The organism is Chania multitudinisentens RB-25 (assembly GCF_000520015.2).
GTDB classification, from domain to species: Bacteria; Pseudomonadota; Gammaproteobacteria; order Enterobacterales; family Enterobacteriaceae; genus Chania; species Chania multitudinisentens.
The window spans coordinates 1,398,322-1,419,463 of sequence record NZ_CP007044.2; the positions used below are offsets into that span (position 1 = coordinate 1,398,322).

A 21,142-nucleotide genomic window follows, 5' to 3' on the forward strand; every position below is an offset into this window, starting at 1 on the left:
TTATTTTAGGCGGCACAAAGGTGTGCCCTGATAGTTATATTTTAATCAGCTTAGCGTAAAAGAAACCATCTCCGCCCTCAGGATGAGGAAGATTTTGCCTACCTGGTGATTGGTTGTTACCGGTTTCAACTAATTTGGCGTCATTGTGGTGTTTCAGGAAAGCGGTTATCTGTTCGCTGTTTTCTTGCGGCAAGATAGAGCAAGTCGCATAGACCATCACACCGCCTGATTTCAAATGTGGCCAGATGGCTGACAGAATCTCACCTTGCAGGCTGGCTAATTCGGCGATATCGCTATCCCGGCGTAGCCATTTGATATCCGGGTGGCGGCGAATGACGCCGGTGGCGGAACAGGGTGCATCCAACAGAATGCGATCAAATTGTTTATCACCGCACCATTCTGTTGGTGTACGGCCATCACCCAACTTTATTTCAGCGTGCAGACGCAAGCGCTGTAGGTTTTCTTTTACCCGTTTTAAGCGCTGTTCATCAATATCGACAGCCATCACATGGGCTTTTGGTGCGGCCTCCAGAATATGGGTGGTTTTCCCGCCAGGTGCGGCGCATAGATCGAGGATCTGTTCACCATCTTGCGGATCTAGCAGATCGACACAGCCTTGAGCGGAAGCATCCTGTACGCTAACCCAGCCGTCAACAAAACCCGGCAGTTCCGTCACGGCACAAGGTGTCAGCAAACGTACAGCGTCACGATATTCATCATGAGGTTCAGCGGCGATGCCTGCCTGTTGCATTAGTTGCAGATACGCTTCACGGCTATGGTGCAGGCGATTAACGCGTAACCACATCGGGGGTTTCTGATTGTTGGCATCAACGATCTGTTCCCAGTAAGCAGGATAGGCCTGTTTGATGCGTTTGAGCAGCCAGCTTGGGTGCAGGTAACGGCTCTCGTTATTGGCAGCGCGGGTTAATAACTCTTCTTGCTGCCGCTGGAATTGGCGTAGGACGCCATTTATCAAGCCCTTCAACTGCGGGCGTTTCAAGGCAACTGCACCTTCTACGGTTTCAGCCAGCACTGCGTGCGGGGGAATGCGGGTATACAGTAACTGGTACAAGCCGACCATCAGCAGATAATGCAGCGTGCGCTGCTTGCCGGTCATGGGTTTGGCCATCAATTGCTGAATGCACCATTCGAGCTGCGGCAGCACTCGCAGGGTGCCAAAACAAAGCTCCTGTAACAGAGCACGGTCTTTGTCGGAAATGTTCTTTTGTAATGTAGGCAGAATAGTGCTGAGTGACTGCCCCTGATCCAATACCTGACCGATGGCTTTGGCTGCGTAGCTGCGGAGATTGTAATTATTTTTCATAGAATAAAGCTGATGACGAGCGGCGTTAAGAAAGAAATAGCCCGGTAGTGGTGACCGGGCCAATGGGGAACACTTATAACTGGTTACCCGGTATGAACCATTCTCGGCGTGAATTCAATAAATCCTGTGCCGACATCGGTTTTTTACCTGCTGGCTGCAATTGTGCCAGGTTCAGAATACCATCAGCGGTGGCAACCTGTATGCCATGTTTGTCGGCATGAACGATAGTACCTGGTTGCGCGCCAGATGTTTCGGCCAAAACTGTTGCCTGCCAGGCTTTTACTGGTTGATCTTCGATAGTGAAATAGCTGACTGGCCATGGATTGAAAGCACGAATACACCGTTCAAGCTGAACCGCTGACAGGTTCCAATCCAGACGAGCTTCTTCCTTGCTCAGCTTTTCAGCGTAGGTAACCCGTGTTTCATCTTGTACCTCGCGCTTAACCATACCGTTAGCCAATTGTTGCAATGTTGCCAGCAACCCTTGTGGCCCCAGCTCCGCTAATTTGTCGTACAGGCTAGCACTGGTATCGGTGGATTCAATTGGGCAACTGATCTTGTGCATCATGTCACCAGTATCAAGCCCAACATCCATCTGCATGATTGTCACGCCCGTTTCGCTGTCACCCGCCCACAAAGCGCGTTGGATAGGTGCAGCGCCACGCCAGCGTGGCAGAAGGGAACCATGGACATTGATGCAGCCCAGACGTGGCATCTCCAACACGGCTTTCGGCAAGATTAAGCCATAAGCAACCACAACCATCACGTCGGCATTGAGCTCGGCAACCAGACGCTGATTATCTTCTGGGCGCAGAGATTTAGGCTGAAACACCGGGATCTGACGTTGTTCCGCCAACACTTTGACCGGGCTTGGCGTCAGTTTATTGCCGCGGCCAGCGGGGCGGTCAGGCTGAGTGAATACGCCGACAATCTGGTGCCTAGATGACAACAGCGCGTCAAGGTGACGCGCTGCAAAGTCTGGAGTTCCTGCAAAAATAATCCGTAAAGAGTCAGACACGTTGATTTCCTGATTGGTTAGGCTCGGGCACTAAGCTTGGCCATTTTTTCCAGTTTCTGACGGATACGCTGGCGCTTAAGCGGAGAAAGGTAATCGACAAACAGCTTACCAATCAGATGATCCATTTCATGCTGGATACAAATAGCCAACAATTCATCGGCTTCGAGCTCAAAAGGTTGCCCTTCGCGATTAAGTGCGCGGACTTTCACTTTTTCTGCTCGTGGCACCAGAGCGCGATGCTCAGGAACGGACAGACAGCCTTCTTCGATACCGGTTTCACCGTGCTTTTCCAGTAATTCTGGATTGATCAGCACCAGCGGTTCGTCGCGGTTCTCAGAAACGTCAATGACGATAATGCGCTGATGAATATCCACCTGTGTCGCTGCCAAGCCAATACCGTCCTCTGCGTACATGGTTTCAAACATATCATCCACGATGCGCTGGATATCTGCATTGACTTCTTTTACCGGGGCTGCAACTTTGCGTAGCCGCTCGTCTGGGAAATGTAATACCTGCAAGACTGACATATATCTTTAGATCTGTATCCGAGTGATAAAGAAAGGTTAGCTTCTATTCTAGACATTTCCTGGCCTGATTGACAGCATCGTTGACCAATTGCACTAATGGGCAACAGCAAATTTTCAGCGAGGGAATGCGTGATGCAGCCAGAGGAAATCGCTCTACGGATGCAAACGGTAACAGGGATAAGTGCGCCGCAAGCTAGCCAAATCATCCATCAACTGGCCGCAGAGCGGGGCAATCCTTATTCGTTGTTAAGGCCACTAGGTCTGAACGATAAACAGCAGGAGCAATTCCGCCATATACCCGCTCGTTACTTACAGGCAACGCTCAAGTGGTTGGAGGAAGAGGGGAATCAGATGGTGATCTACGGTGAAGCGAGTTTTCCTGAACTGTTGACACATATCGATAATGCACCGCTACTACTGATGATGAAAGGAAGCCCTGCTGCTCTGCAATTGCCACAGATCGCCATGGTGGGCAGCCGCCAGTTCAGCCATTATGGTGAACATTGGGGAAATGATTTTGCTACCGGATTGGTATATTGCGGTTTTGCAGTTACCAGTGGAATGGCAATTGGCATTGATGGGATCTGTCATCGTGCGGCTTTGGCTGCTCAAGGGGTGACGATTGCCGTATTGGGGAGCGGTTTAGCAAATATCTATCCGCGTCGCCATCGGCGTCTGGCTGAACAAATCGTTGAGCAAGGTGGGGCCGTGGTTTCTGAACATCTGGTTACCGATTTACCGTTGGCCGATCATTTCCCACGCCGTAACCGCATTATCAGTGGGTTGAGTATGGGGGTGGTGGTTATAGAAGCTTCACTACGCAGCGGTTCATTGATTACTGCTCGTTATGCATTGGAGCAGGGGCGTGAAGTATTTGCCCTGCCAGGAGCACTGGGCAGCCCAATGAGTGAAGGGACACATTGGTTAATTCAGCAGGGAGCCAGCTTAGTTACCAGCCCGAAAGATATCGCAGAACAACTAGGAAGTGGTCTGCACTGGTTGCCTATGAACGAAAATACAATTATTTCTGCATCAGAAGCTCAAGTTGAATTGCCATTTGGCGATGTGTTGGCTAACGTAGGATATGAGGTGACACCTGTTGATGTCGTCGCTGCACGTGCCGGCCAACCTGTGCCAGAGGTGGTAATTAAATTACTCGATCTGGAGTTAGCAGGGTGGATCGCAGTTGTACCCGGCGGCTATGTCCGATTAAGGAGGGCAGGCCATGTTCGACGTACTCATGTACTTGTTTGAAACTTATATCCACAATGAGCCAGAGATGTCTGTTGATCAGGATACCTTGACCGCTGATCTTGCCGAAGCAGGATTTGATCGGGATGATATCTACAACGCGTTGAATTGGCTTGAGAAGCTTGCAGACCTCCAGGAAGGTGAAAATGCACCTTACTTTATGGATGCCGATCCGCTGGCAATGCGGATTTACACCGAAGAAGAAAGTGTGCGTTTAGACGCCAGTTGTCGTGGTTTTCTCCTGTTCCTAGAACAGATTCAGGTATTGAACCTCGAAACCCGTGAAATGGTTATCGATCGTGTTATGGCTTTGGATAACACGGAATTCGATCTCGAAGATCTGAAATGGGTAGTGCTGATGGTGCTGTTTAATATCCCCGGATATGAAAGCGCTTATCAGCAAATGGAAGAACTGTTATTTGAAGTAAACGAAGGCTATCTGCACTGAGCCGGTAACAAACATAGAAAGAAGTTATGACAAAAACAGCGATTTTTGCTGCTAGGCAAAATGAACCCTGTCCAGAATGCGGGGCCGAATTGGTGATCCGTAGTGGTCGCCACGGCCCCTTTCTTGGCTGTTCCCAATATCCTGAATGCCAATATATCCGGCCATTGAAAGCGCAGGCAGATGGTCATATTGTCAAAGTTCTGGAGGGACAGGAGTGTCCGAAATGCCAGGCTGCGTTGGTGCTGCGTCAGGGGCGTTATGGGATGTTCATCGGCTGTGGGCGTTATCCTGAGTGCGATCATACCGAAGTGATCGATAAACCGGATGAAACCAGTATTGCTTGTCCGCAATGCGGGCAAGGTAAGTTATTACAGCGCAAGTCACGTTATGGCAAGGTGTTTCATTCCTGCGATCGTTATCCAGAATGCCAATTTGCCCTTAATTTTAAACCCGTCGCTGGTGAATGTGCTTATTGCCACTATCCATTATTGATGGAAAAGCGTGCGGCCAAAGGTCCAACGCTTTGTTGTGCCAGTAAACTGTGCGGAAAACCCGTCATAATCGCAGAATAATCACGCCATGAGCTCAGAACAAATTTCCGCATTCACACCTATTATTACCGCGCTGAAAAATCAACAGGTCGTTGCCTACCCGACAGAGGCCGTATTCGGTTTAGGCTGTGATCCTGATAGCGAACAGGCTGTCATGGCCTTACTGGATCTGAAACAGCGTCCATGGGATAAGGGCCTGATCCTGATCGCTGCCGATTATTCGCAGCTCACGCCTTATATTGATGACAGCGTTTTGGGTGAGCAGCAGCGTACCGTAATGTTTGCTAGTTGGCCTGGGCCGGTGACCTGGGTAGTCCCGGCAAAACCGCAAACGCCACGTTTCCTGACCGGCCGTTTCTACTCGCTGGCGGTTCGCGTCAGCGATCATCCACTGGTGCAACAGCTCTGCCGTCAGTTTGGTAAACCGCTGGTTTCAACCAGTGCCAATTTAAGCGGCCAAGAGCCCTGCCGTACTGTTGCAGAAGTGAAGCTGCAGTTTGGCGAATCTTTCCCGGTGCTGGCTGGTAACGTTGGCGGGCGCCTGAATCCTTCTGAAATCAGAGATGCTTTGACGGGTGAGCAAATCCGTCAGGGATAGAGGTCATGTTAATGGAGAAGTTCGCGGTATTCGGTAATCCCATTGCTCACAGCAAATCTCCCCGTATTCATGCATTGTTTGCTGAACAAACCGAAATAGATCATCCCTACGGTTCCGTGCTGGCACCATTGGATGGATTTGAGGTAGCGCTCCGGCAATTTATTACAGCAGGGGGGAAGGGGGCCAATGTTACCGTTCCTTTTAAAGAGAGTGCGTATGCAGTATCAAACGAATTGAGTGATAGGGCGGCAATCGCGGGTGCGGTGAATACGCTCAAAGTATTACCGGATGGTCGTTTATTGGGTGATAACACGGATGGGATCGGCCTGTTAACCGATCTTAAATGCCAACAACTGCTCCAGCCTGGCGATCGTATTCTGCTGGTGGGGGCGGGTGGTGCTGCACGTGGAGTGATACTGCCATTACTCTCTTTTGGCTGTGAAGTGGTAATGACTAATCGTACTTTCAGCCGGGCACAAGAGCTGGTGAGGCTCTTTCAACATTTGGGAGAAATCGCGTCATTGCCGATAGAGCAACTCAACCAACAACGTTTTGATTTAGTGATCAACGCAACGGCTTCAGGGATCAATGGCGAAATACCTGCATTGCCAGCAAATATTGTGGATGAAACGACTCGTTGTTACGACATGTTTTATCAGCAAGGAGGCACACCATTCTTGAGCTGGGTGAAAAAACAAGGAGGGAAACATTATGCTGATGGTTTGGGGATGCTGGTAGGGCAGGCTGCGCACGCCTTCTTGTTATGGCACGGTGTTATGCCGGAAATAGAGCCTGTGTTGTTAAAATTGCGTAAAGAAATGGCGGTTTGATAACGCCCCGCTTATAGAAAGCGGTGGCGGAGCGTTTCATATTGAATTAGATATCTTTGGCAAGGTATTCGTCTTTCCAACGTACATAATTACTGGACGAATAGACGAGTCCTTCCCGTTCAGCCAACGTTAATGGTCTCACCTGACGTGCTGGGCTGCCGACATACAGGTAACCACTTTCCAGGCGCTTGCCAGGAGGCACTAAACTGCCAGCGCCGATCATCACATCATCTTCTATTACCGCCCCGTCCAGCAGAATCGACCCCATTCCCACTAAAACCCGGTTACCGATAACACAACCGTGCAGCATGGCTTTATGTCCGATAGTGACATCTTCGCCAATTAATAAAGGATAACCTGCTGGATTGTCGTCAGATCGATGTGTTACATGCAAGACACTGCCATCCTGGATGTTGCTGCGTGCGCCGATCCTTACGGCATTCACATCTCCACGGATGGAAACCAGCGGCCAAATACTGACATCATCAGCCAGTTCAACATTACCGATCACGACGCTGGAAGGATCGATCATGGCACGGAGGCCAATCATAGGGGAGTAATGAAGATAAGAACGCACTGCATCGGACATACTATAGCCTCACATCAGGATCATATTTATCGGCAATACTAGACGTTGGTGATGGAATTACAATCAGTTAACACGTTGGTTCTTGTAGAAAACAATCCCGAACGGGCAAGAACCACGCGAAAGGGCTGAAAAATATGCGGTCAGAAAGAAAAGATCTAAAAAGGGGTTGTGGAAAAAATGAAGATCCCTATAATGCGCCTCCATCGACACGGAGCCTGTGAACACCATCACAGAGTCTCTGAAGGTCACAGAGAAAAAACCTGCAAATTAAGGTTGACTCTGAAAGAGGAAAGCGTAATATACGCCACCTCGAGTTAGCAAGCGAAAGCGCGTAACTCACTGCTCTTTAACAATTTATCAGACAATCTGTGTGGGCACTCACAAGACGATATCCAGCCACTACGGTGGCGAAAAATATCTAAGTCTTGAAGAGTGACCAAGCAGTAATTCATTTAAGTGAATTATTACAAACGTTAGTTTTCGAGCATCGCTGCACACGTTGCAGCACATCAAGCTTTTAATTGAAGAGTTTGATCATGGCTCAGATTGAACGCTGGCGGCAGGCCTAACACATGCAAGTCGAGCGGCAGCGGGAAGTAGCTTGCTACTTTGCCGGCGAGCGGCGGACGGGTGAGTAATGTCTGGGAAACTGCCCGATGGAGGGGGATAACTACTGGAAACGGTAGCTAATACCGCATGACGTCTACGGACCAAAGTGGGGGACCTTCGGGCCTCACGCCATCGGATGTGCCCAGATGGGATTAGCTAGTAGGTGGGGTAATGGCTCACCTAGGCGACGATCTCTAGCTGGTCTGAGAGGATGACCAGCCACACTGGGACTGAGACACGGCCCAGACTCCTACGGGAGGCAGCAGTGGGGAATATTGCACAATGGGCGCAAGCCTGATGCAGCCATGCCGCGTGTGTGAAGAAGGCCTTAGGGTTGTAAAGCACTTTCAGTGGGGAGGAAGGGTACAGTGTGAATAGCACTGTGCATTGACGTTACCCACAGAAGAAGCACCGGCTAACTCCGTGCCAGCAGCCGCGGTAATACGGAGGGTGCAAGCGTTAATCGGAATTACTGGGCGTAAAGCGCACGCAGGCGGTCTGTGAAGTCGGATGTGAAATCCCCGGGCTTAACCTGGGAACTGCATCCGAAACTGGCAGGCTAGAGTCTTGTAGAGGGGGGTAGAATTCCAGGTGTAGCGGTGAAATGCGTAGAGATCTGGAGGAATACCGGTGGCGAAGGCGGCCCCCTGGACAGAGACTGACGCTCAGGTGCGAAAGCGTGGGGAGCAAACAGGATTAGATACCCTGGTAGTCCACGCTGTAAACGATGTCGACTTGGAGGTTGTGCCCTTGAGGCGTGGCTTCCGGAGCTAACGCGTTAAGTCGACCGCCTGGGGAGTACGGCCGCAAGGTTAAAACTCAAATGAATTGACGGGGGCCCGCACAAGCGGTGGAGCATGTGGTTTAATTCGATGCAACGCGAAGAACCTTACCTACTCTTGACATCCACGGAACTTGCCAGAGATGGCTTGGTGCCTTCGGGAACCGTGAGACAGGTGCTGCATGGCTGTCGTCAGCTCGTGTTGTGAAATGTTGGGTTAAGTCCCGCAACGAGCGCAACCCTTATCCTTTGTTGCCAGCGGTTAGGCCGGGAACTCAAAGGAGACTGCCAGTGATAAACTGGAGGAAGGTGGGGATGACGTCAAGTCATCATGGCCCTTACGAGTAGGGCTACACACGTGCTACAATGGCGTATACAAAGAGAAGCTACCCTGCGAAGGCATGCGGACCTCATAAAGTACGTCGTAGTCCGGATTGGAGTCTGCAACTCGACTCCATGAAGTCGGAATCGCTAGTAATCGTAGATCAGAATGCTACGGTGAATACGTTCCCGGGCCTTGTACACACCGCCCGTCACACCATGGGAGTGGGTTGCAAAAGAAGTAGGTAGCTTAACCTTCGGGAGGGCGCTTACCACTTTGTGATTCATGACTGGGGTGAAGTCGTAACAAGGTAACCGTAGGGGAACCTGCGGTTGGATCACCTCCTTACCGAATGATATTGATTGCGTGAGTGTTCACAACAGATTGTCTGATGAAAAGTAACGAGCAGAAAACCCTTTATAGGCTTGTAGCTCAGGTGGTTAGAGCGCACCCCTGATAAGGGTGAGGTCGGTGGTTCAAGTCCACTCAGGCCTACCAAATTTGTACTTATGCTGCGTTATGCGCGTGGTCGTTTACCGAAAGTGAACGTCCCTTTCGCATGCCTTGCCTGAGTAACGATTGACTCTTGGTTGAGTTGGTACCCATAAAGGTTTTTGCACGTGACGTATGGGGCTATAGCTCAGCTGGGAGAGCGCCTGCCTTGCACGCAGGAGGTCAGCGGTTCGATCCCGCTTAGCTCCACCATAACGTCCTTGATGATACTTCAGAGTGTACTGGCAACAGTATACTGCGACGTATTTTGCTCTTTAACAATCTGGAACAAGCTGAAAATTGAAACCTGACAGCTGAAACTTATCCCACCGTAGAGTTATGGGGATAAGGAGTACCCTGTCAGAGAGTCTCTCAAATGTTTACAGCACGATGTGTTCTCTGTTTACAGAAGACACCTTCGGGTTGTGAGGTTAAGTGACTAAGCGTACACGGTGGATGCCTAGGCAGTCAGAGGCGATGAAGGGCGTGCTAATCTGCGAAAAGTGCCGGTAAGGTGATATGAACCGCAATAACCGGCAATACCCGAATGGGGAAACCCAGTGTGTTTCGACACACTATCATGACATGAATCCATAGTGTCATGAGGCGAACCGGGGGAACTGAAACATCTCAGTACCCCGAGGAAAAGAAATCAACCGAGATTCCCCCAGTAGCGGCGAGCGAACGGGGAAAAGCCCAGAACCTGAATCAGCCTGTGTGTTAGTGGAAGCGTCTGGAAAGTCGCGCAGTAAAGGGTGATAGCCCCGTACACCAAAATGCACAGGTTGTGAGTTCGATGAGTAGGGCGGGACACGTGACATCCTGTCTGAATATGGGGGGACCATCCTCCAAGGCTAAATACTCCTGACTGACCGATAGTGAACCAGTACCGTGAGGGAAAGGCGAAAAGAACCCCGGCGAGGGGAGTGAAACAGAACCTGAAACCGTGTACGTACAAGCAGTGGGAGCCTCTTAATGGGGTGACTGCGTACCTTTTGTATAATGGGTCAGCGACTTATATTTTGTAGCAAGGTTAACCGAATAGGGGAGCCGTAGGGAAACCGAGTCTTAACTGGGCGTCTAGTTGCAAGGTATAGACCCGAAACCCGGTGATCTAGCCATGGGCAGGTTGAAGGTTGGGTAACACTAACTGGAGGACCGAACCGACTAATGTTGAAAAATTAGCGGATGACTTGTGGCTGGGGGTGAAAGGCCAATCAAACCGGGAGATAGCTGGTTCTCCCCGAAAGCTATTTAGGTAGCGCCTCGTGAACTCATCTTCGGGGGTAGAGCACTGTTTCGGCTAGGGGGCCATCCCGGCTTACCAACCCGATGCAAACTCCGAATACCGAAGAATGTTATCACGGGAGACACACGGCGGGTGCTAACGTCCGTCGTGAAGAGGGAAACAACCCAGACCGCCAGCTAAGGTCCCAAAGTCATGGTTAAGTGGGAAACGATGTGGGAAGGCACAGACAGCCAGGATGTTGGCTTAGAAGCAGCCATCATTTAAAGAAAGCGTAATAGCTCACTGGTCGAGTCGGCCTGCGCGGAAGATGTAACGGGGCTAAACCATGCACCGAAGCTGCGGCAGCGACGCTTAGGCGTTGTTGGGTAGGGGAGCGTTCTGTAAGCCGTTGAAGGTGGTCTGTGAGGGCTGCTGGAGGTATCAGAAGTGCGAATGCTGACATAAGTAACGATAAAGCGGGTGAAAAACCCGCTCGCCGGAAGACCAAGGGTTCCTGTCCAACGTTAATCGGGGCAGGGTGAGTCGACCCCTAAGGCGAGGCTGAAAAGCGTAGTCGATGGGAAACGGGTTAATATTCCCGTACTCGGTGTTACTGCGAAGGGGGGACGGAGAAGGCTAGGCTGGCCGGGCGACGGTTGTCCCGGTTTAAGCGTGTAGGGGGAGAGAATTGGTAAATCCGTTCTCTTATTCAACCCTGAGGCGTGATGACGAGTCACTACGGTGGCGAAGTGGTTGATGCCAAGCTTCCAGGAAAAGCCTCTAAGCTCCAGGTAACACAGAATCGTACCCCAAACCGACACAGGTGGTCAGGTAGAGAATACCCAGGCGCTTGAGAGAACTCGGGTGAAGGAACTAGGCAAAATGGTGCCGTAACTTCGGGAGAAGGCACGCTGGCACGTAGGTGAAGGGACTTGCTCCTGGAGCTGAAGCCAGTCGCAGATACCAGCTGGCTGCAACTGTTTATTAAAAACACAGCACTGTGCAAACACGAAAGTGGACGTATACGGTGTGACGCCTGCCCGGTGCTGGAAGGTTAATTGATGGGGTTAGCCGCAAGGCGAAGCTCTTGATCGAAGCCCCAGTAAACGGCGGCCGTAACTATAACGGTCCTAAGGTAGCGAAATTCCTTGTCGGGTAAGTTCCGACCTGCACGAATGGCGTAATGATGGCCAGGCTGTCTCCACCCGAGACTCAGTGAAATTGAACTCGCTGTGAAGATGCAGTGTACCCGCGGCAAGACGGAAAGACCCCGTGAACCTTTACTATAGCTTGACACTGAACATTGAGCCTTGATGTGTAGGATAGGTGGGAGGCAGTGAAGTGTGGACGCCAGTCTGCATGGAGCCAACCTTGAAATACCACCCTTTAATGTTTGATGTTCTAACTTTGCCCCGTAATCCGGGGTGAGGACAGTGTCTGGTGGGTAGTTTGACTGGGGCGGTCTCCTCCCAAAGCGTAACGGAGGAGCACGAAGGTTAGCTAATCACGGTCGGACATCGTGAGGTTAGTGCAAAGGCATAAGCTAGCTTGACTGCGAGAGTGACGGCTCGAGCAGGTACGAAAGTAGGTCTTAGTGATCCGGTGGTTCTGAATGGAAGGGCCATCGCTCAACGGATAAAAGGTACTCCGGGGATAACAGGCTGATACCGCCCAAGAGTTCATATCGACGGCGGTGTTTGGCACCTCGATGTCGGCTCATCACATCCTGGGGCTGAAGTAGGTCCCAAGGGTATGGCTGTTCGCCATTTAAAGTGGTACGCGAGCTGGGTTTAGAACGTCGTGAGACAGTTCGGTCCCTATCTGCCGTGGGCGTTGGAAGATTGAGAGGGGTTGCTCCTAGTACGAGAGGACCGGAGTGAACGCACCGCTGGTGTTCGGGTTGTCATGCCAATGGCACTGCCCGGTAGCTAAGTGCGGAAGAGATAAGTGCTGAAAGCATCTAAGCACGAAACTCGCCTCGAGATGAGTCTTCCCTGGGCCTTTAAGGTCCCTAAAGGAACGTTTGAGACGAAGACGTGGATAGGCTGGGTGTGTAAGTGCAGCGATGCATTGAGCTAACCAGTACTAATGAACCGTGAGGCTTAACCTTACAACACCGAAGGTGTTTTGTTGAGAGACAAGAGAGTAGTGAGTTTTGATATTCAGCGATGTTCCCGGATTGGATTGACTGGCTTCACGCAAGTGAAGCGGGTTGATTAAATGGAATTTGCCTGGCGGCAATAGCGCGGTGGTCCCACCTGACCCCATGCCGAACTCAGAAGTGAAACGCCGTAGCGCCGATGGTAGTGTGGGGTCTCCCCATGCGAGAGTAGGACACTGCCAGGCATCAAACAAGTGGAAAGCCCCATGCGAAAGCATGGGGCTTTTTGCTGTGTGCTAAAAACAACGTTGGGCACATTAGTAGTGTACAAGGTGATAAATGCTGTAAGCGAGTACCGTCTTCCTCGCCGTTCCCTCTGGCGATGAAACATTTTCACCTTCCTATTGAAAACTCGACATTGTGCTAAAAAAAAGCTATCTTCAGGCATCTAGAAGTCTAAACGTATAAATGGATATGTGAGGGTTAGGCAATGCCGATTCGTGTTCCTGATGAGTTACCTGCGGTGAATTTTTTGCGTAATGAGAATGTCTTTGTGATGACATCCTCACGAGCAAAAACACAGGAAATCAGGCCATTAAAAGTGCTTATCCTCAATCTGATGCCAAAAAAGATCGAGACTGAAAACCAGTTTCTACGTTTGCTTTCCAATTCTCCGTTGCAGATCGATATTCAGCTGTTACGTATCGACAGCCGTGAGTCGAAGAATACACCGGCTGAGCATCTGAACAATTTCTACTGCAATTTTGAAGATATTCAGCATGAGAATTTTGACGGACTGATCGTGACCGGTGCTCCACTGGGTCTGGTTGATTTCTGCGATGTAGCCTATTGGCCACAGATTGAGTGTGTTATTGATTGGGCTCAACGGCACGTAACTTCTACGTTGTTTGTCTGTTGGGCGGTACAGGCTGCGTTGAACATCCTGTATGGCATCCCGAAGATGACGCGAGAGATAAAGTTATCAGGTGTTTATCAACACCAGACGTTGCAGCAGCATGCTTTGCTAACCCGCGGTTTTGATGAAACCTTTCTGGCCCCACATTCGCGCTATGCCGATTTCCCTACCGATATTATTCGCCAGTACACCGATCTGGATATTCTGGCTGAATCGGAACTGGCGGGCGCTTATCTGTTTGCCAGTAAAGATAAGCGCTTGGCATTTGTTACTGGGCATCCTGAATATGATGCGCTGACGTTAGCGGGTGAGTATTGTCGTGATAGTGATGCTGGCCTTAACCCAACCGTTCCGATGAACTACTTCCCTAACGATAATCCTGAACTCACTCCTAAGGCTTCATGGCGCAGTCATGGCCATTTACTGTTCGCCAACTGGTTAAACTACTACGTCTACCAGATTACCCCGTTCGATCTACGTCATATGAATCCGACCCTCGAGTAACCTCTTTTCCTTCACACGGCGGCTGAATCGAGGCCGCTATAACCTGCTCTACACTTTTCCTCCCTATTTCACATCCCCCATTATTAATAACTCATTTAAAAACAACGAATTATGTAAATATCTCGGTTAATGGAACGGAGTTCCTTGTTTGTTGTTAATGATAATTTATGTAATTAATTGATAATAAAAGGTTAATAAAATATTTAATAAAAAAATGGAAATCGTTTTTGATTTTTGTTTTTTGTTGGTTATTCTAAGATTCAAAAGGGCTGATATCTAACCAATTAGCGGTTGTATTTCACCCTGAATCGCTGTGATTTCCAACAATAATACTTCGTTCAGCCAGCAATGGCGGTGCGGGATGATGGGGAAGGAGTAAAGACAATGATGCAACAGATGGCAGGCACGGAGTTAACGTTTACGCGGGGTTTCAGCGCGGCTGAACGACAGGTGTTAACGGATGATGCAGTCGAATTCCTGGCGGAACTGGTAGCGAAATTTACTCCGCAACGTAACAAGCTGTTGGCTGCACGCGCCTGCTGGCAGGAAACTATTGACCGTGGTGGTCTTCCGAATTTTATTTCGGAAACTAATTCCATTCGTAATGGTGACTGGAAAATCCGGGGTATTCCTGATGATTTACGCGATCGTCGGGTTGAGATTACCGGCCCGGTTGAACGTAAGATGGTGATTAATGCTCTGAATGCTAACGTTAAAGTGTTTATGGCTGACTTCGAAGATTCTCTGGCTCCAAGCTGGGACAAAGTGATCGATGGGCAAATCAACCTACATGATGCGGTGAATGGCACCATTTCTTATACCAACGAAGCCGGTAAGATTTACCAGCTCAAACCGAACCCGGCGGTATTGATTGCCCGCGTGCGTGGCCTGCACCTGCCAGAGAAACATGTGCAGTGGCAAGGTGAAGCCATTCCTGGTGGGTTGTTTGATTTTGCCCTGTACTTTTTCCACAACTATCGCCAATTGCTGGCAAAAGGCAGTGGCCCTTATTTCTATCTGCCGAAAACCCAATCCTGGCAGGAAGCGGCTTGGTGGAGTGAAGTATTCAGCTTTACCGAAGATCGGTTCGAGCTGCCGCGTGGGACGATCAAAGCGACCGTACTGATCGAGACTTTGCCCGCAGTATTCCAGATGGACGAAATCCTGTATCACCTGCGCGATCATATTGTTGGGCTGAACTGCGGCCGTTGGGATTACATCTTCAGCTATATTAAGACGTTGAAAAATCACGGCGAGCGTGTACTGCCGGATCGTCAGTCCGTCACTATGACCCAACCTTTTCTCAGCGCTTATTCACGCTTACTGATCAAGACCTGTCACAAACGTGGCGCTTTTGCGATGGGGGGAATGGCGGCGTTTATCCCAAGCAAAGATGCGGAACAAAATGCGGCAGTGTTGGATAAGGTGCGTGCAGACAAAGAGCTGGAGGCCACCAACGGGCATGACGGCACGTGGGTAGCGCACCCGGGATTAGCCGATACGGTGATGGAAGTCTTCAACCGTATTCTTGGCGAGCGCCAGAACCAATTGGAAGTACTGCGCGAGCAGGACGCGCCGATTACTGCAGCCCAGTTGCTAGAACCTTGTGACGGTGAACGTACCGAAGCAGGGATGCGGGCCAATATTCGTGTTGCAGTGCAATACATCGAAGCCTGGATCTCCGGTAATGGCTGTGTGCCGATTTATGGGCTGATGGAGGATGCTGCCACTGCGGAAATTTCCCGTACTTCCATCTGGCAGTGGATACATCATGAAAAGAGCCTCAGCAACGGCCAACTGGTGACGAAGGCACTGTTTCGCCAAATGCTGAAAGAAGAAATGTTGGTGGTACGTGAAGAACTGGGTGAGGTGCGTTACAGCGCCGGTCGCTTCGAAGAAGCGACGCACCTGATGGAACGTATTACCACGCAAGATGAACTGATCGATTTCCTGACCTTACCCGGCTACGAATTACTGGCCTGATAAACCGTTCCAGACTATTAACCCTACATTAATTACAAAGGATAAAAATATGACAACCTCTCGTACCCAACAGATCCAACAACTGGAACAGGAATGGAAATCAGCACGTTGGGAAGGAATTACGCGCCCTTACAGCGCCGAAGACGTGATTAATCTGCGTGGTTCAGTTAACCCGGTATGCACGCTGGCGCAAAACGGCGCAGCCAAGCTATGGGAACTGCTGCACGGTAAATCCCGCAAAGGGTACGTCAACAGCCTGGGGGCACTAACCGGTGGTCAGGCGCTGCAACAGGCGAAGGCGGGTGTGGAAGCCATTTATCTGTCAGGCTGGCAGGTGGCTGCGGATGCCAATACCGCCTCTGCCATGTACCCGGATCAATCGCTGTATCCGGTAGACTCTGTGCCAGCGGTGGTCGAACGCATCAATAATACCTTCCGTCGCGCCGATCAGATCCAGTGGGCGAACCAGATTGAACCGGGTGACAAAGGTTACACCGACTATTTCCTGCCAATTGTTGCCGATGCGGAAGCCGGTTTTGGTGGCGTGTTGAACGCGTTTGAACTGATGAAGGCGATGATCGAAGCCGGTGCTGCCGGGGTACACTTTGAAGATCAACTGGCGGCGGTGAAAAAATGCGGCCATATGGGGGGCAAAGTATTGGTGCCAACCCAGGAAGCGATCCAGAAACTGGTGGCTGCGCGCCTGGCGGCCGACGTGCTCGGTGTGCCAACCCTGCTGATTGCGCGTACCGATGCCGATGCGGCAGACTTGCTGACCTCCGATTGCGATCCGTACGACAGCGCCTTTGTGTCGGGTGAACGTACTGCCGAAGGTTTCTTCCGTACTCATGCGGGCATTGAACAGGCGATCAGCCGCGGTTTGGCGTATGCCCCTTATGCCGATCTGGTGTGGTGTGAAACATCGACCCCGGATCTGGCAGCAGCGAAGCGCTTTGCCGAGGCGATTCATGCCAAATTCCCTGGCAAACTGCTGGCTTACAACTGCTCGCCATCTTTCAACTGGCAGAAGAACCTGGACGACCAAACTATCGCCAGCTTCCAGGATGAGTTGTCTGCCATGGGTTACAAATACCAGTTCATTACCCTGGCCGGTATTCACAGCATGTGGTTCAACATGTTCGATCTGGCTCACGCCTACGCTCGTGGCGAAGGCATGAAACACTATGTCGAAAAAGTGCAGCAGCCAGAGTTTGCCGCTGTTGAACGTGGCTATACCTTTGCTTCGCACCAGCAAGAAGTGGGAACCGGTTATTTCGATAAAGTGACCACCATCATTCAGGGTGGGGCATCTTCCGTTACCGCCCTGACCGGTTCGACCGAAGAACAGCAGTTCTGATCTCTGTAATCCAGAGCCTGCATTTGCAGGCTCTGCTACCTGGGTGGGGGGAAAGATGGCGGCAAAGCGGGAATTGTTGATCGCACAGACGATCTTACAGGGATTTGATGCACAGTATGGCCGCTTTCTGGAGGTCACCGCTGGGGCGCAACAGCGTTTTGAGCAGGCCGATTGGCCCGCCGTGCAGCAGGCGATGAAACAGCGTATTCACCTCTACGATCATCACGTAGGTTTGGTGGTGGAACAGTTGAAATGCATCACCGGGCAACGCTATTACGATGCGGATTTTCCCAGCCGGGTAAAAGCGGTGTATACCGAATTGCTGCCGGATTACCCGCGTTTTGAAATTGCCGAGAGTTTTTTTAATTCGGTTTACTGCCGCCTGTTTAAACACCGTGATTTAACGCCGGATAAACTGTTTGTTTTCACTTCACAGCCCGAACGGCGTTTTCGTGATATTCCACGGCCACTGGCGCGCAATTTCATGCCTCATGGCGATATGGCGATGATGCTGCGCAGTTTGCTGACCGATCTCCCGCTGCGGCTGCCGTGGGAAGATCTGCCGCGTGATATCCGTTATATCACCGAAGCATTACAGCAGGCATTCAGCGCGCAGCAATTGGCCGAGGCGACGTTCCAGGTTGCCAATGAGCTGTTCTACCGTAATAAAGCTGCCTGGTTGGTGGGCAAACTGCGGCTGGCAGAGGGGGTTTATCCGTTCCTGCTGCCGATCCATCGCAGCGATTCCGGTGCTCTGTTTATTGATACCTGCCTGACCAGCAAAGCCGAAGCCAGCATCGTGTTTGGTTTTGCTCGCTCGTACTTTATGGTTTATGCGCCGTTGCCCGCGGCGATGGTGGAATGGTTGCGGGAGATCTTACCGGGCAAAACCACCGCCGAATTGTATATGGCGATTGGCTGCCAAAAGCACGGCAAAACTGAATGCTACCGCGAATATCTGACCTTCATGGCGCAGTCTCAGGAACAATTTATCATTGCGCCTGGCGTGAAAGGCATGGTGATGCTGGTGTTCACCTTGCCGTCTTTTGATCGGGTGTTCAAAGTAATCAAAGACGAATTTGCCCCACAGAAAGAAGTGACGCAAGCCCAGGTGATGGCCTGCTATCAGCTGGTTAAGGAACACGACCGCGTTGGGCGTATGGCAGATACACAGGAATACGAAAACTTCGTGGTGGATAAAGCCCGCCTCAGCCCGGAATTGTGGGCCGAGTTACAGCGTGAAGTGCCGGAAAAGCTGGAAGATCTTGGCGAGCAGGTGGTGATTAAGCATCTTTATATGGAACGGCGCATGACGCCGCTGAACCTGTATCTGGAACAGGCCAATGAGCAGCAACTGCATGATGCAATAGAAGAATACGGTAATGCGATTAAACAGCTGGCAGCGGCCAATATTTTCCCCGGTGATATGTTGTTCAAAAACTTCGGTGTGACTCGTCATGGGCGGGTGGTGTTCTACGACTACGATGAAATCTGCTACATGACCGAAGTGAATTTTCGCGATATCCCACCACCTCGCTATCCCGAAGACGAAATGGCCAGCGAACCCTGGTACAGCATCTCACCGAACGATGTCTTTCCAGAAGAGTTCCGCCATTTCCTGTGTGGCGATAAACGCATCCGGCAAGTCTTTGAGGAGATGCACAGTGACCTGTTTGCGGCGGATTACTGGCGGGGTTTGCAACAGCGCATCAAAGATGGGCACGTAGAGGACGTGTTTGCCTACCGCAAAAAACGCCGTTTCAGCCAGCGCCTGCCTGCTGGGGCGCCGCAGGTTGAAGCCATTGAACGGGCTGGCTGATTGCCAAATTTAAAAAGGGATACAGCAAGCTCCTTGCTCCGCGCCGGAAAGCTGGCTGCGTAACGCGCTGAACAATTCACGGCCACAGCCAATGTGATCGGCGTTCAGCTCCGGCTGATAAGCAGCGCGCTGGGCCAGTTCGGCAGTATCAACCCGCAGTTGCAGCTCACCGGTGTGGTTGTTAATACGGATCACATCACCGTTTTGCACTTTTGCCAGCACTCCACCGGCGCAGGCTTCCGGCGTGACATGGATCGCCGCAGGCACTTTGCCGGAAGCTCCCGACAGGCGGCCGTCGGTCACCAGCGCCACCTTAAAGCCGCGATCCATCAGCACGCCAAGCGGTGGCATCAGTTTATGCAGCTCAGGCATACCGTTGGCCTGTGGTCCTTGAAAGCGTACCACCACCACGCAATCCTGATTCAGCTTACCGGCTTCAAAGGCGGGTACGATATCGTGCTGGCTTTCGAATACGATTGCCGGTGCTTCAATAATCTGATTATCGGCAGGTATCGCCGAGGTTTTCATTACCGCACGCCCCAGGTTACCGGTAAGCACTTTGGTGCCGCCGTGGTGCTCGAACGGAGCAGCAATGCTGGCGATCACATTATTATCCAGTGAGCTTCGCGCCCCGTCGCGCCAGGCCAATTGACCGTTATCCAGCCAGGGTTCCTGAGTGTAACGCTCCAGGCCGAAACCGGCGACGGTATGCACATCCTGATGCAGCAGGCCGTTTTTCAGCAGTTCGTGTATCACCAACTGTACGCCTCCGGCGGCCTGAAACTGATTGATATCTGCCGGGCCATTAGGATAGATGCGGCATAATAATGGCACCGCATCGGAAAGCTCAGAAAAATCATCCCAGTTGATCATGATGCCCGCGGCCCGCGCCATCGCGACCATATGCATGGTCAAGTTGGTGGAACCGCCGGTGGCCAATAGCGCGACAATCCCGTTCACCACCACTTTCTCATCAACCAACTGACCGACGGGTAAATAATGGCCGCTGGTTTCGGTCAACCGGGTCACCTGGCGCGCTGCGGCATCGTTCAAGGCATCGCGCAGTGGCGTTTCGGGGTGGATAAAAGATGCTCCCGGCAGATGCAAACCCATCACTTCCAGCACCATCTGGTTGGTGTTGGCGGTGCCGTAGAAGGTACAGGTGCCGATGCCATGATAAGACGCCGCTTCTGCTGCCAACAATGCGTGACGGTCGGCCTTACCTTCCGCATAAAGCTGGCGCACCCGGACTTTCTCTTTGTTTGGCAGGCCGCTGCTCATCGGCCCAGCGGGCACAAATACGGCGGGCAGATGGCCAAAGGACAGGGCAGACATCACCAAGCCCGGCACGATCTTGTCGCAAATACCGAGGAACAGCGCGCCGTCGAACATATTATGGGCAAGGCCAATGGCGGCAGACATCGCGATCACATCGCGGCTCATCAACGAAAGCTCCATGCCATCTTGCCCTTGGGTCACCCCATCACACATGGCGGGCACGCCTCCAGCCACTTGGCCGACAGCGCCGACGCTGTGCAAGGCCTGTTTCAACCGTTGCGGATAATTTTCATAGGGTTGATGGGCAGAAAGCATATCGTTATAGGCGGTAATGATGGCGATATCGCTATGCACCATATTTTTCAGCGCAGCTTTATCGCTGGGCTGGCAGGCAGCAAAGCCGTGTGCCAGATTGCCACAGGCCAGTTGTGAACGATGGACGGTCTGTGAGCGAGCCGCAGCGATGCGCGCCAGGTAAGCTGTGCGGCTCTGTTTTGAACGTTCGATGATGCGTTGTGTTACGCGTGATAGGGTAGGGTTAATCATTCCGTCCTCGCATGGCAGCCCTGATGCACGATGGCTGCGGGCCGATTGTTTCGTTATTTCCAGTTAAAGT

At 51.4% G+C, this 21,142-nt stretch carries 14 protein-coding genes, 2 tRNA genes and 3 rRNA genes; 14 read left to right on the forward strand and 5 right to left on the reverse strand.

Annotated elements, in window-relative coordinates; translation table 11 throughout:
* Nucleotides 1–34: 34 nt before the first annotated feature.
* The 3 genes from rsmB to def form a co-directional block, all read right to left on the reverse strand.
* Nucleotides 35–1,324 carry a 16S rRNA (cytosine(967)-C(5))-methyltransferase RsmB gene (gene rsmB / locus Z042_RS06140; RefSeq protein ID WP_024912188.1) on the reverse strand — a complete coding sequence of 430 codons (1,290 nt, stop codon included), beginning with the start codon at nucleotides 1,322–1,324 and terminating at the stop codon, nucleotides 35–37.
* 73 nt (nucleotides 1,325–1,397) lie between these two features.
* Nucleotides 1,398–2,342 (reverse strand): methionyl-tRNA formyltransferase, encoded by a 945-nt coding sequence (fmt, locus tag Z042_RS06145; RefSeq protein ID WP_024912187.1) that lies wholly within the window; start codon nucleotides 2,340–2,342, stop codon nucleotides 1,398–1,400.
* A gap of 17 nt (nucleotides 2,343–2,359) precedes the next feature.
* Entirely contained in the window at nucleotides 2,360–2,869 is a 510-nt protein-coding gene (gene def, locus Z042_RS06150) for a peptide deformylase (RefSeq protein ID WP_024912186.1), read from the reverse strand.
* Between the two features lie 132 nt (nucleotides 2,870–3,001).
* Between def and dprA the strand changes: the two genes are divergently transcribed.
* From dprA to aroE, 5 genes are read left to right on the forward strand one after another with little or no spacing between them, the layout of a single operon-like run.
* Entirely contained in the window at nucleotides 3,002–4,123 is a 1,122-nt protein-coding gene (gene dprA, locus Z042_RS06155) for a DNA-protecting protein DprA (protein WP_024912185.1), read from the forward strand.
* Nucleotides 4,095–4,568: a DUF494 family protein Smg gene (gene smg, locus Z042_RS06160; protein ID WP_024912184.1), complete on the forward strand. Its 474-nt coding sequence runs from the start codon at nucleotides 4,095–4,097 to the stop codon at nucleotides 4,566–4,568. Before dprA ends, smg begins: the two co-directional genes overlap by 29 nt.
* A 26-nt stretch (nucleotides 4,569–4,594) precedes the next feature.
* Nucleotides 4,595–5,140 carry a DNA topoisomerase family protein gene (locus Z042_RS06165; RefSeq protein ID WP_024912183.1) on the forward strand — a complete coding sequence of 182 codons (546 nt, stop codon included), beginning with the start codon at nucleotides 4,595–4,597 and terminating at the stop codon, nucleotides 5,138–5,140.
* Nucleotides 5,141–5,147: 7 nt separating this feature from the next.
* Complete coding sequence (gene tsaC, locus Z042_RS06170) at nucleotides 5,148–5,717, forward strand: L-threonylcarbamoyladenylate synthase type 1 TsaC (protein ID WP_024912182.1); 570 nt, start codon at nucleotides 5,148–5,150, stop codon at nucleotides 5,715–5,717.
* 11 nt (nucleotides 5,718–5,728) lie between these two features.
* Nucleotides 5,729–6,547, forward strand: a complete 819-nt coding sequence (aroE, locus tag Z042_RS06175; RefSeq protein ID WP_024912181.1) for a shikimate dehydrogenase — start codon at nucleotides 5,729–5,731, stop codon at nucleotides 6,545–6,547.
* 46 nt (nucleotides 6,548–6,593) lie between these two features.
* Here the strand turns inward: aroE and Z042_RS06180 are convergent, their stop codons facing one another.
* Nucleotides 6,594–7,136, reverse strand: coding sequence for a gamma carbonic anhydrase family protein (locus Z042_RS06180; protein ID WP_024912180.1), 543 nt, complete (start codon nucleotides 7,134–7,136; stop codon nucleotides 6,594–6,596).
* 518 nt (nucleotides 7,137–7,654) lie between these two features.
* Here Z042_RS06180 and Z042_RS06185 point away from each other — a divergent pair.
* The 9 genes from Z042_RS06185 to aceK all read left to right on the forward strand — a co-directional run bounded on the left by Z042_RS06185 (nucleotide 7,655) and on the right by aceK (nucleotide 19,248).
* A 16S ribosomal RNA gene (locus tag Z042_RS06185) occupies nucleotides 7,655–9,196 on the forward strand.
* A 73-nt stretch (nucleotides 9,197–9,269) separates the two neighbouring features.
* Nucleotides 9,270–9,346: transfer RNA gene (locus tag Z042_RS06190), tRNA-Ile, on the forward strand.
* A 131-nt stretch (nucleotides 9,347–9,477) separates the two neighbouring features.
* Nucleotides 9,478–9,553: transfer RNA gene (locus Z042_RS06195), tRNA-Ala, on the forward strand.
* 216 nt (nucleotides 9,554–9,769) lie between these two features.
* Nucleotides 9,770–12,678 (forward strand): 23S ribosomal RNA (locus Z042_RS06200).
* A gap of 120 nt (nucleotides 12,679–12,798) precedes the next feature.
* Nucleotides 12,799–12,914 (forward strand): 5S ribosomal RNA (gene rrf, locus Z042_RS06205).
* The 16S, 23S and 5S rRNA genes sit together here with 2 tRNA genes alongside, the layout of an rRNA operon.
* A gap of 245 nt (nucleotides 12,915–13,159) precedes the next feature.
* On the forward strand, nucleotides 13,160–14,089 hold the full coding sequence (metA, locus tag Z042_RS06210; protein WP_024913373.1) for a homoserine O-acetyltransferase MetA: 930 nt from the start codon (nucleotides 13,160–13,162) through the stop codon (nucleotides 14,087–14,089).
* Between the two features lie 384 nt (nucleotides 14,090–14,473).
* Complete coding sequence (aceB, locus tag Z042_RS06215) at nucleotides 14,474–16,072, forward strand: malate synthase A (RefSeq protein WP_024913372.1); 1,599 nt, start codon at nucleotides 14,474–14,476, stop codon at nucleotides 16,070–16,072.
* A 49-nt stretch (nucleotides 16,073–16,121) separates the two neighbouring features.
* Nucleotides 16,122–17,429 (forward strand): isocitrate lyase, encoded by a 1,308-nt coding sequence (gene aceA / locus Z042_RS06220; protein WP_024913371.1) that lies wholly within the window; start codon nucleotides 16,122–16,124, stop codon nucleotides 17,427–17,429.
* 55 nt (nucleotides 17,430–17,484) lie between these two features.
* Nucleotides 17,485–19,248 carry a bifunctional isocitrate dehydrogenase kinase/phosphatase gene (aceK, locus tag Z042_RS06225; protein WP_024913370.1) on the forward strand — a complete coding sequence of 588 codons (1,764 nt, stop codon included), beginning with the start codon at nucleotides 17,485–17,487 and terminating at the stop codon, nucleotides 19,246–19,248.
* A 9-nt stretch (nucleotides 19,249–19,257) separates the two neighbouring features.
* On the opposite strand, the gene edd is transcribed toward aceK, so the two are convergent.
* A complete protein-coding gene (gene edd, locus Z042_RS06230) occupies nucleotides 19,258–21,072 on the reverse strand; it encodes a phosphogluconate dehydratase (RefSeq protein WP_024913369.1) in 1,815 nt (604 codons plus the stop codon).
* Nucleotides 21,073–21,142 lie beyond the last annotated feature (70 nt).

Coding starts and splice junctions, on each gene's coding strand:
- rsmB (WP_024912188.1), bottom strand. CDS start 1,324: ATGAAAAATAATTACAATCTCCGCAGCTACGCAGCCAAAGCCATCGGT.
- def (WP_024912186.1), bottom strand. CDS start 2,869: ATGTCAGTCTTGCAGGTATTACATTTCCCAGACGAGCGGCTACGCAAA.
- dprA (WP_024912185.1), top strand. CDS start 3,002: ATGCAGCCAGAGGAAATCGCTCTACGGATGCAAACGGTAACAGGGATA.
- smg (WP_024912184.1), top strand. CDS start 4,095: ATGTTCGACGTACTCATGTACTTGTTTGAAACTTATATCCACAATGAG.
- Z042_RS06165 (WP_024912183.1), top strand. CDS start 4,595: ATGACAAAAACAGCGATTTTTGCTGCTAGGCAAAATGAACCCTGTCCA.
- tsaC (WP_024912182.1), top strand. CDS start 5,148: ATGAGCTCAGAACAAATTTCCGCATTCACACCTATTATTACCGCGCTG.
- aroE (WP_024912181.1), top strand. CDS start 5,729: ATGGAGAAGTTCGCGGTATTCGGTAATCCCATTGCTCACAGCAAATCT.
- Z042_RS06180 (WP_024912180.1), bottom strand. CDS start 7,136: ATGTCCGATGCAGTGCGTTCTTATCTTCATTACTCCCCTATGATTGGC.
- metA (WP_024913373.1), top strand. CDS start 13,160: ATGCCGATTCGTGTTCCTGATGAGTTACCTGCGGTGAATTTTTTGCGT.
- aceB (WP_024913372.1), top strand. CDS start 14,474: ATGATGCAACAGATGGCAGGCACGGAGTTAACGTTTACGCGGGGTTTC.
- aceA (WP_024913371.1), top strand. CDS start 16,122: ATGACAACCTCTCGTACCCAACAGATCCAACAACTGGAACAGGAATGG.
- aceK (WP_024913370.1), top strand. CDS start 17,485: ATGGCGGCAAAGCGGGAATTGTTGATCGCACAGACGATCTTACAGGGA.
- edd (WP_024913369.1), bottom strand. CDS start 21,072: ATGATTAACCCTACCCTATCACGCGTAACACAACGCATCATCGAACGT.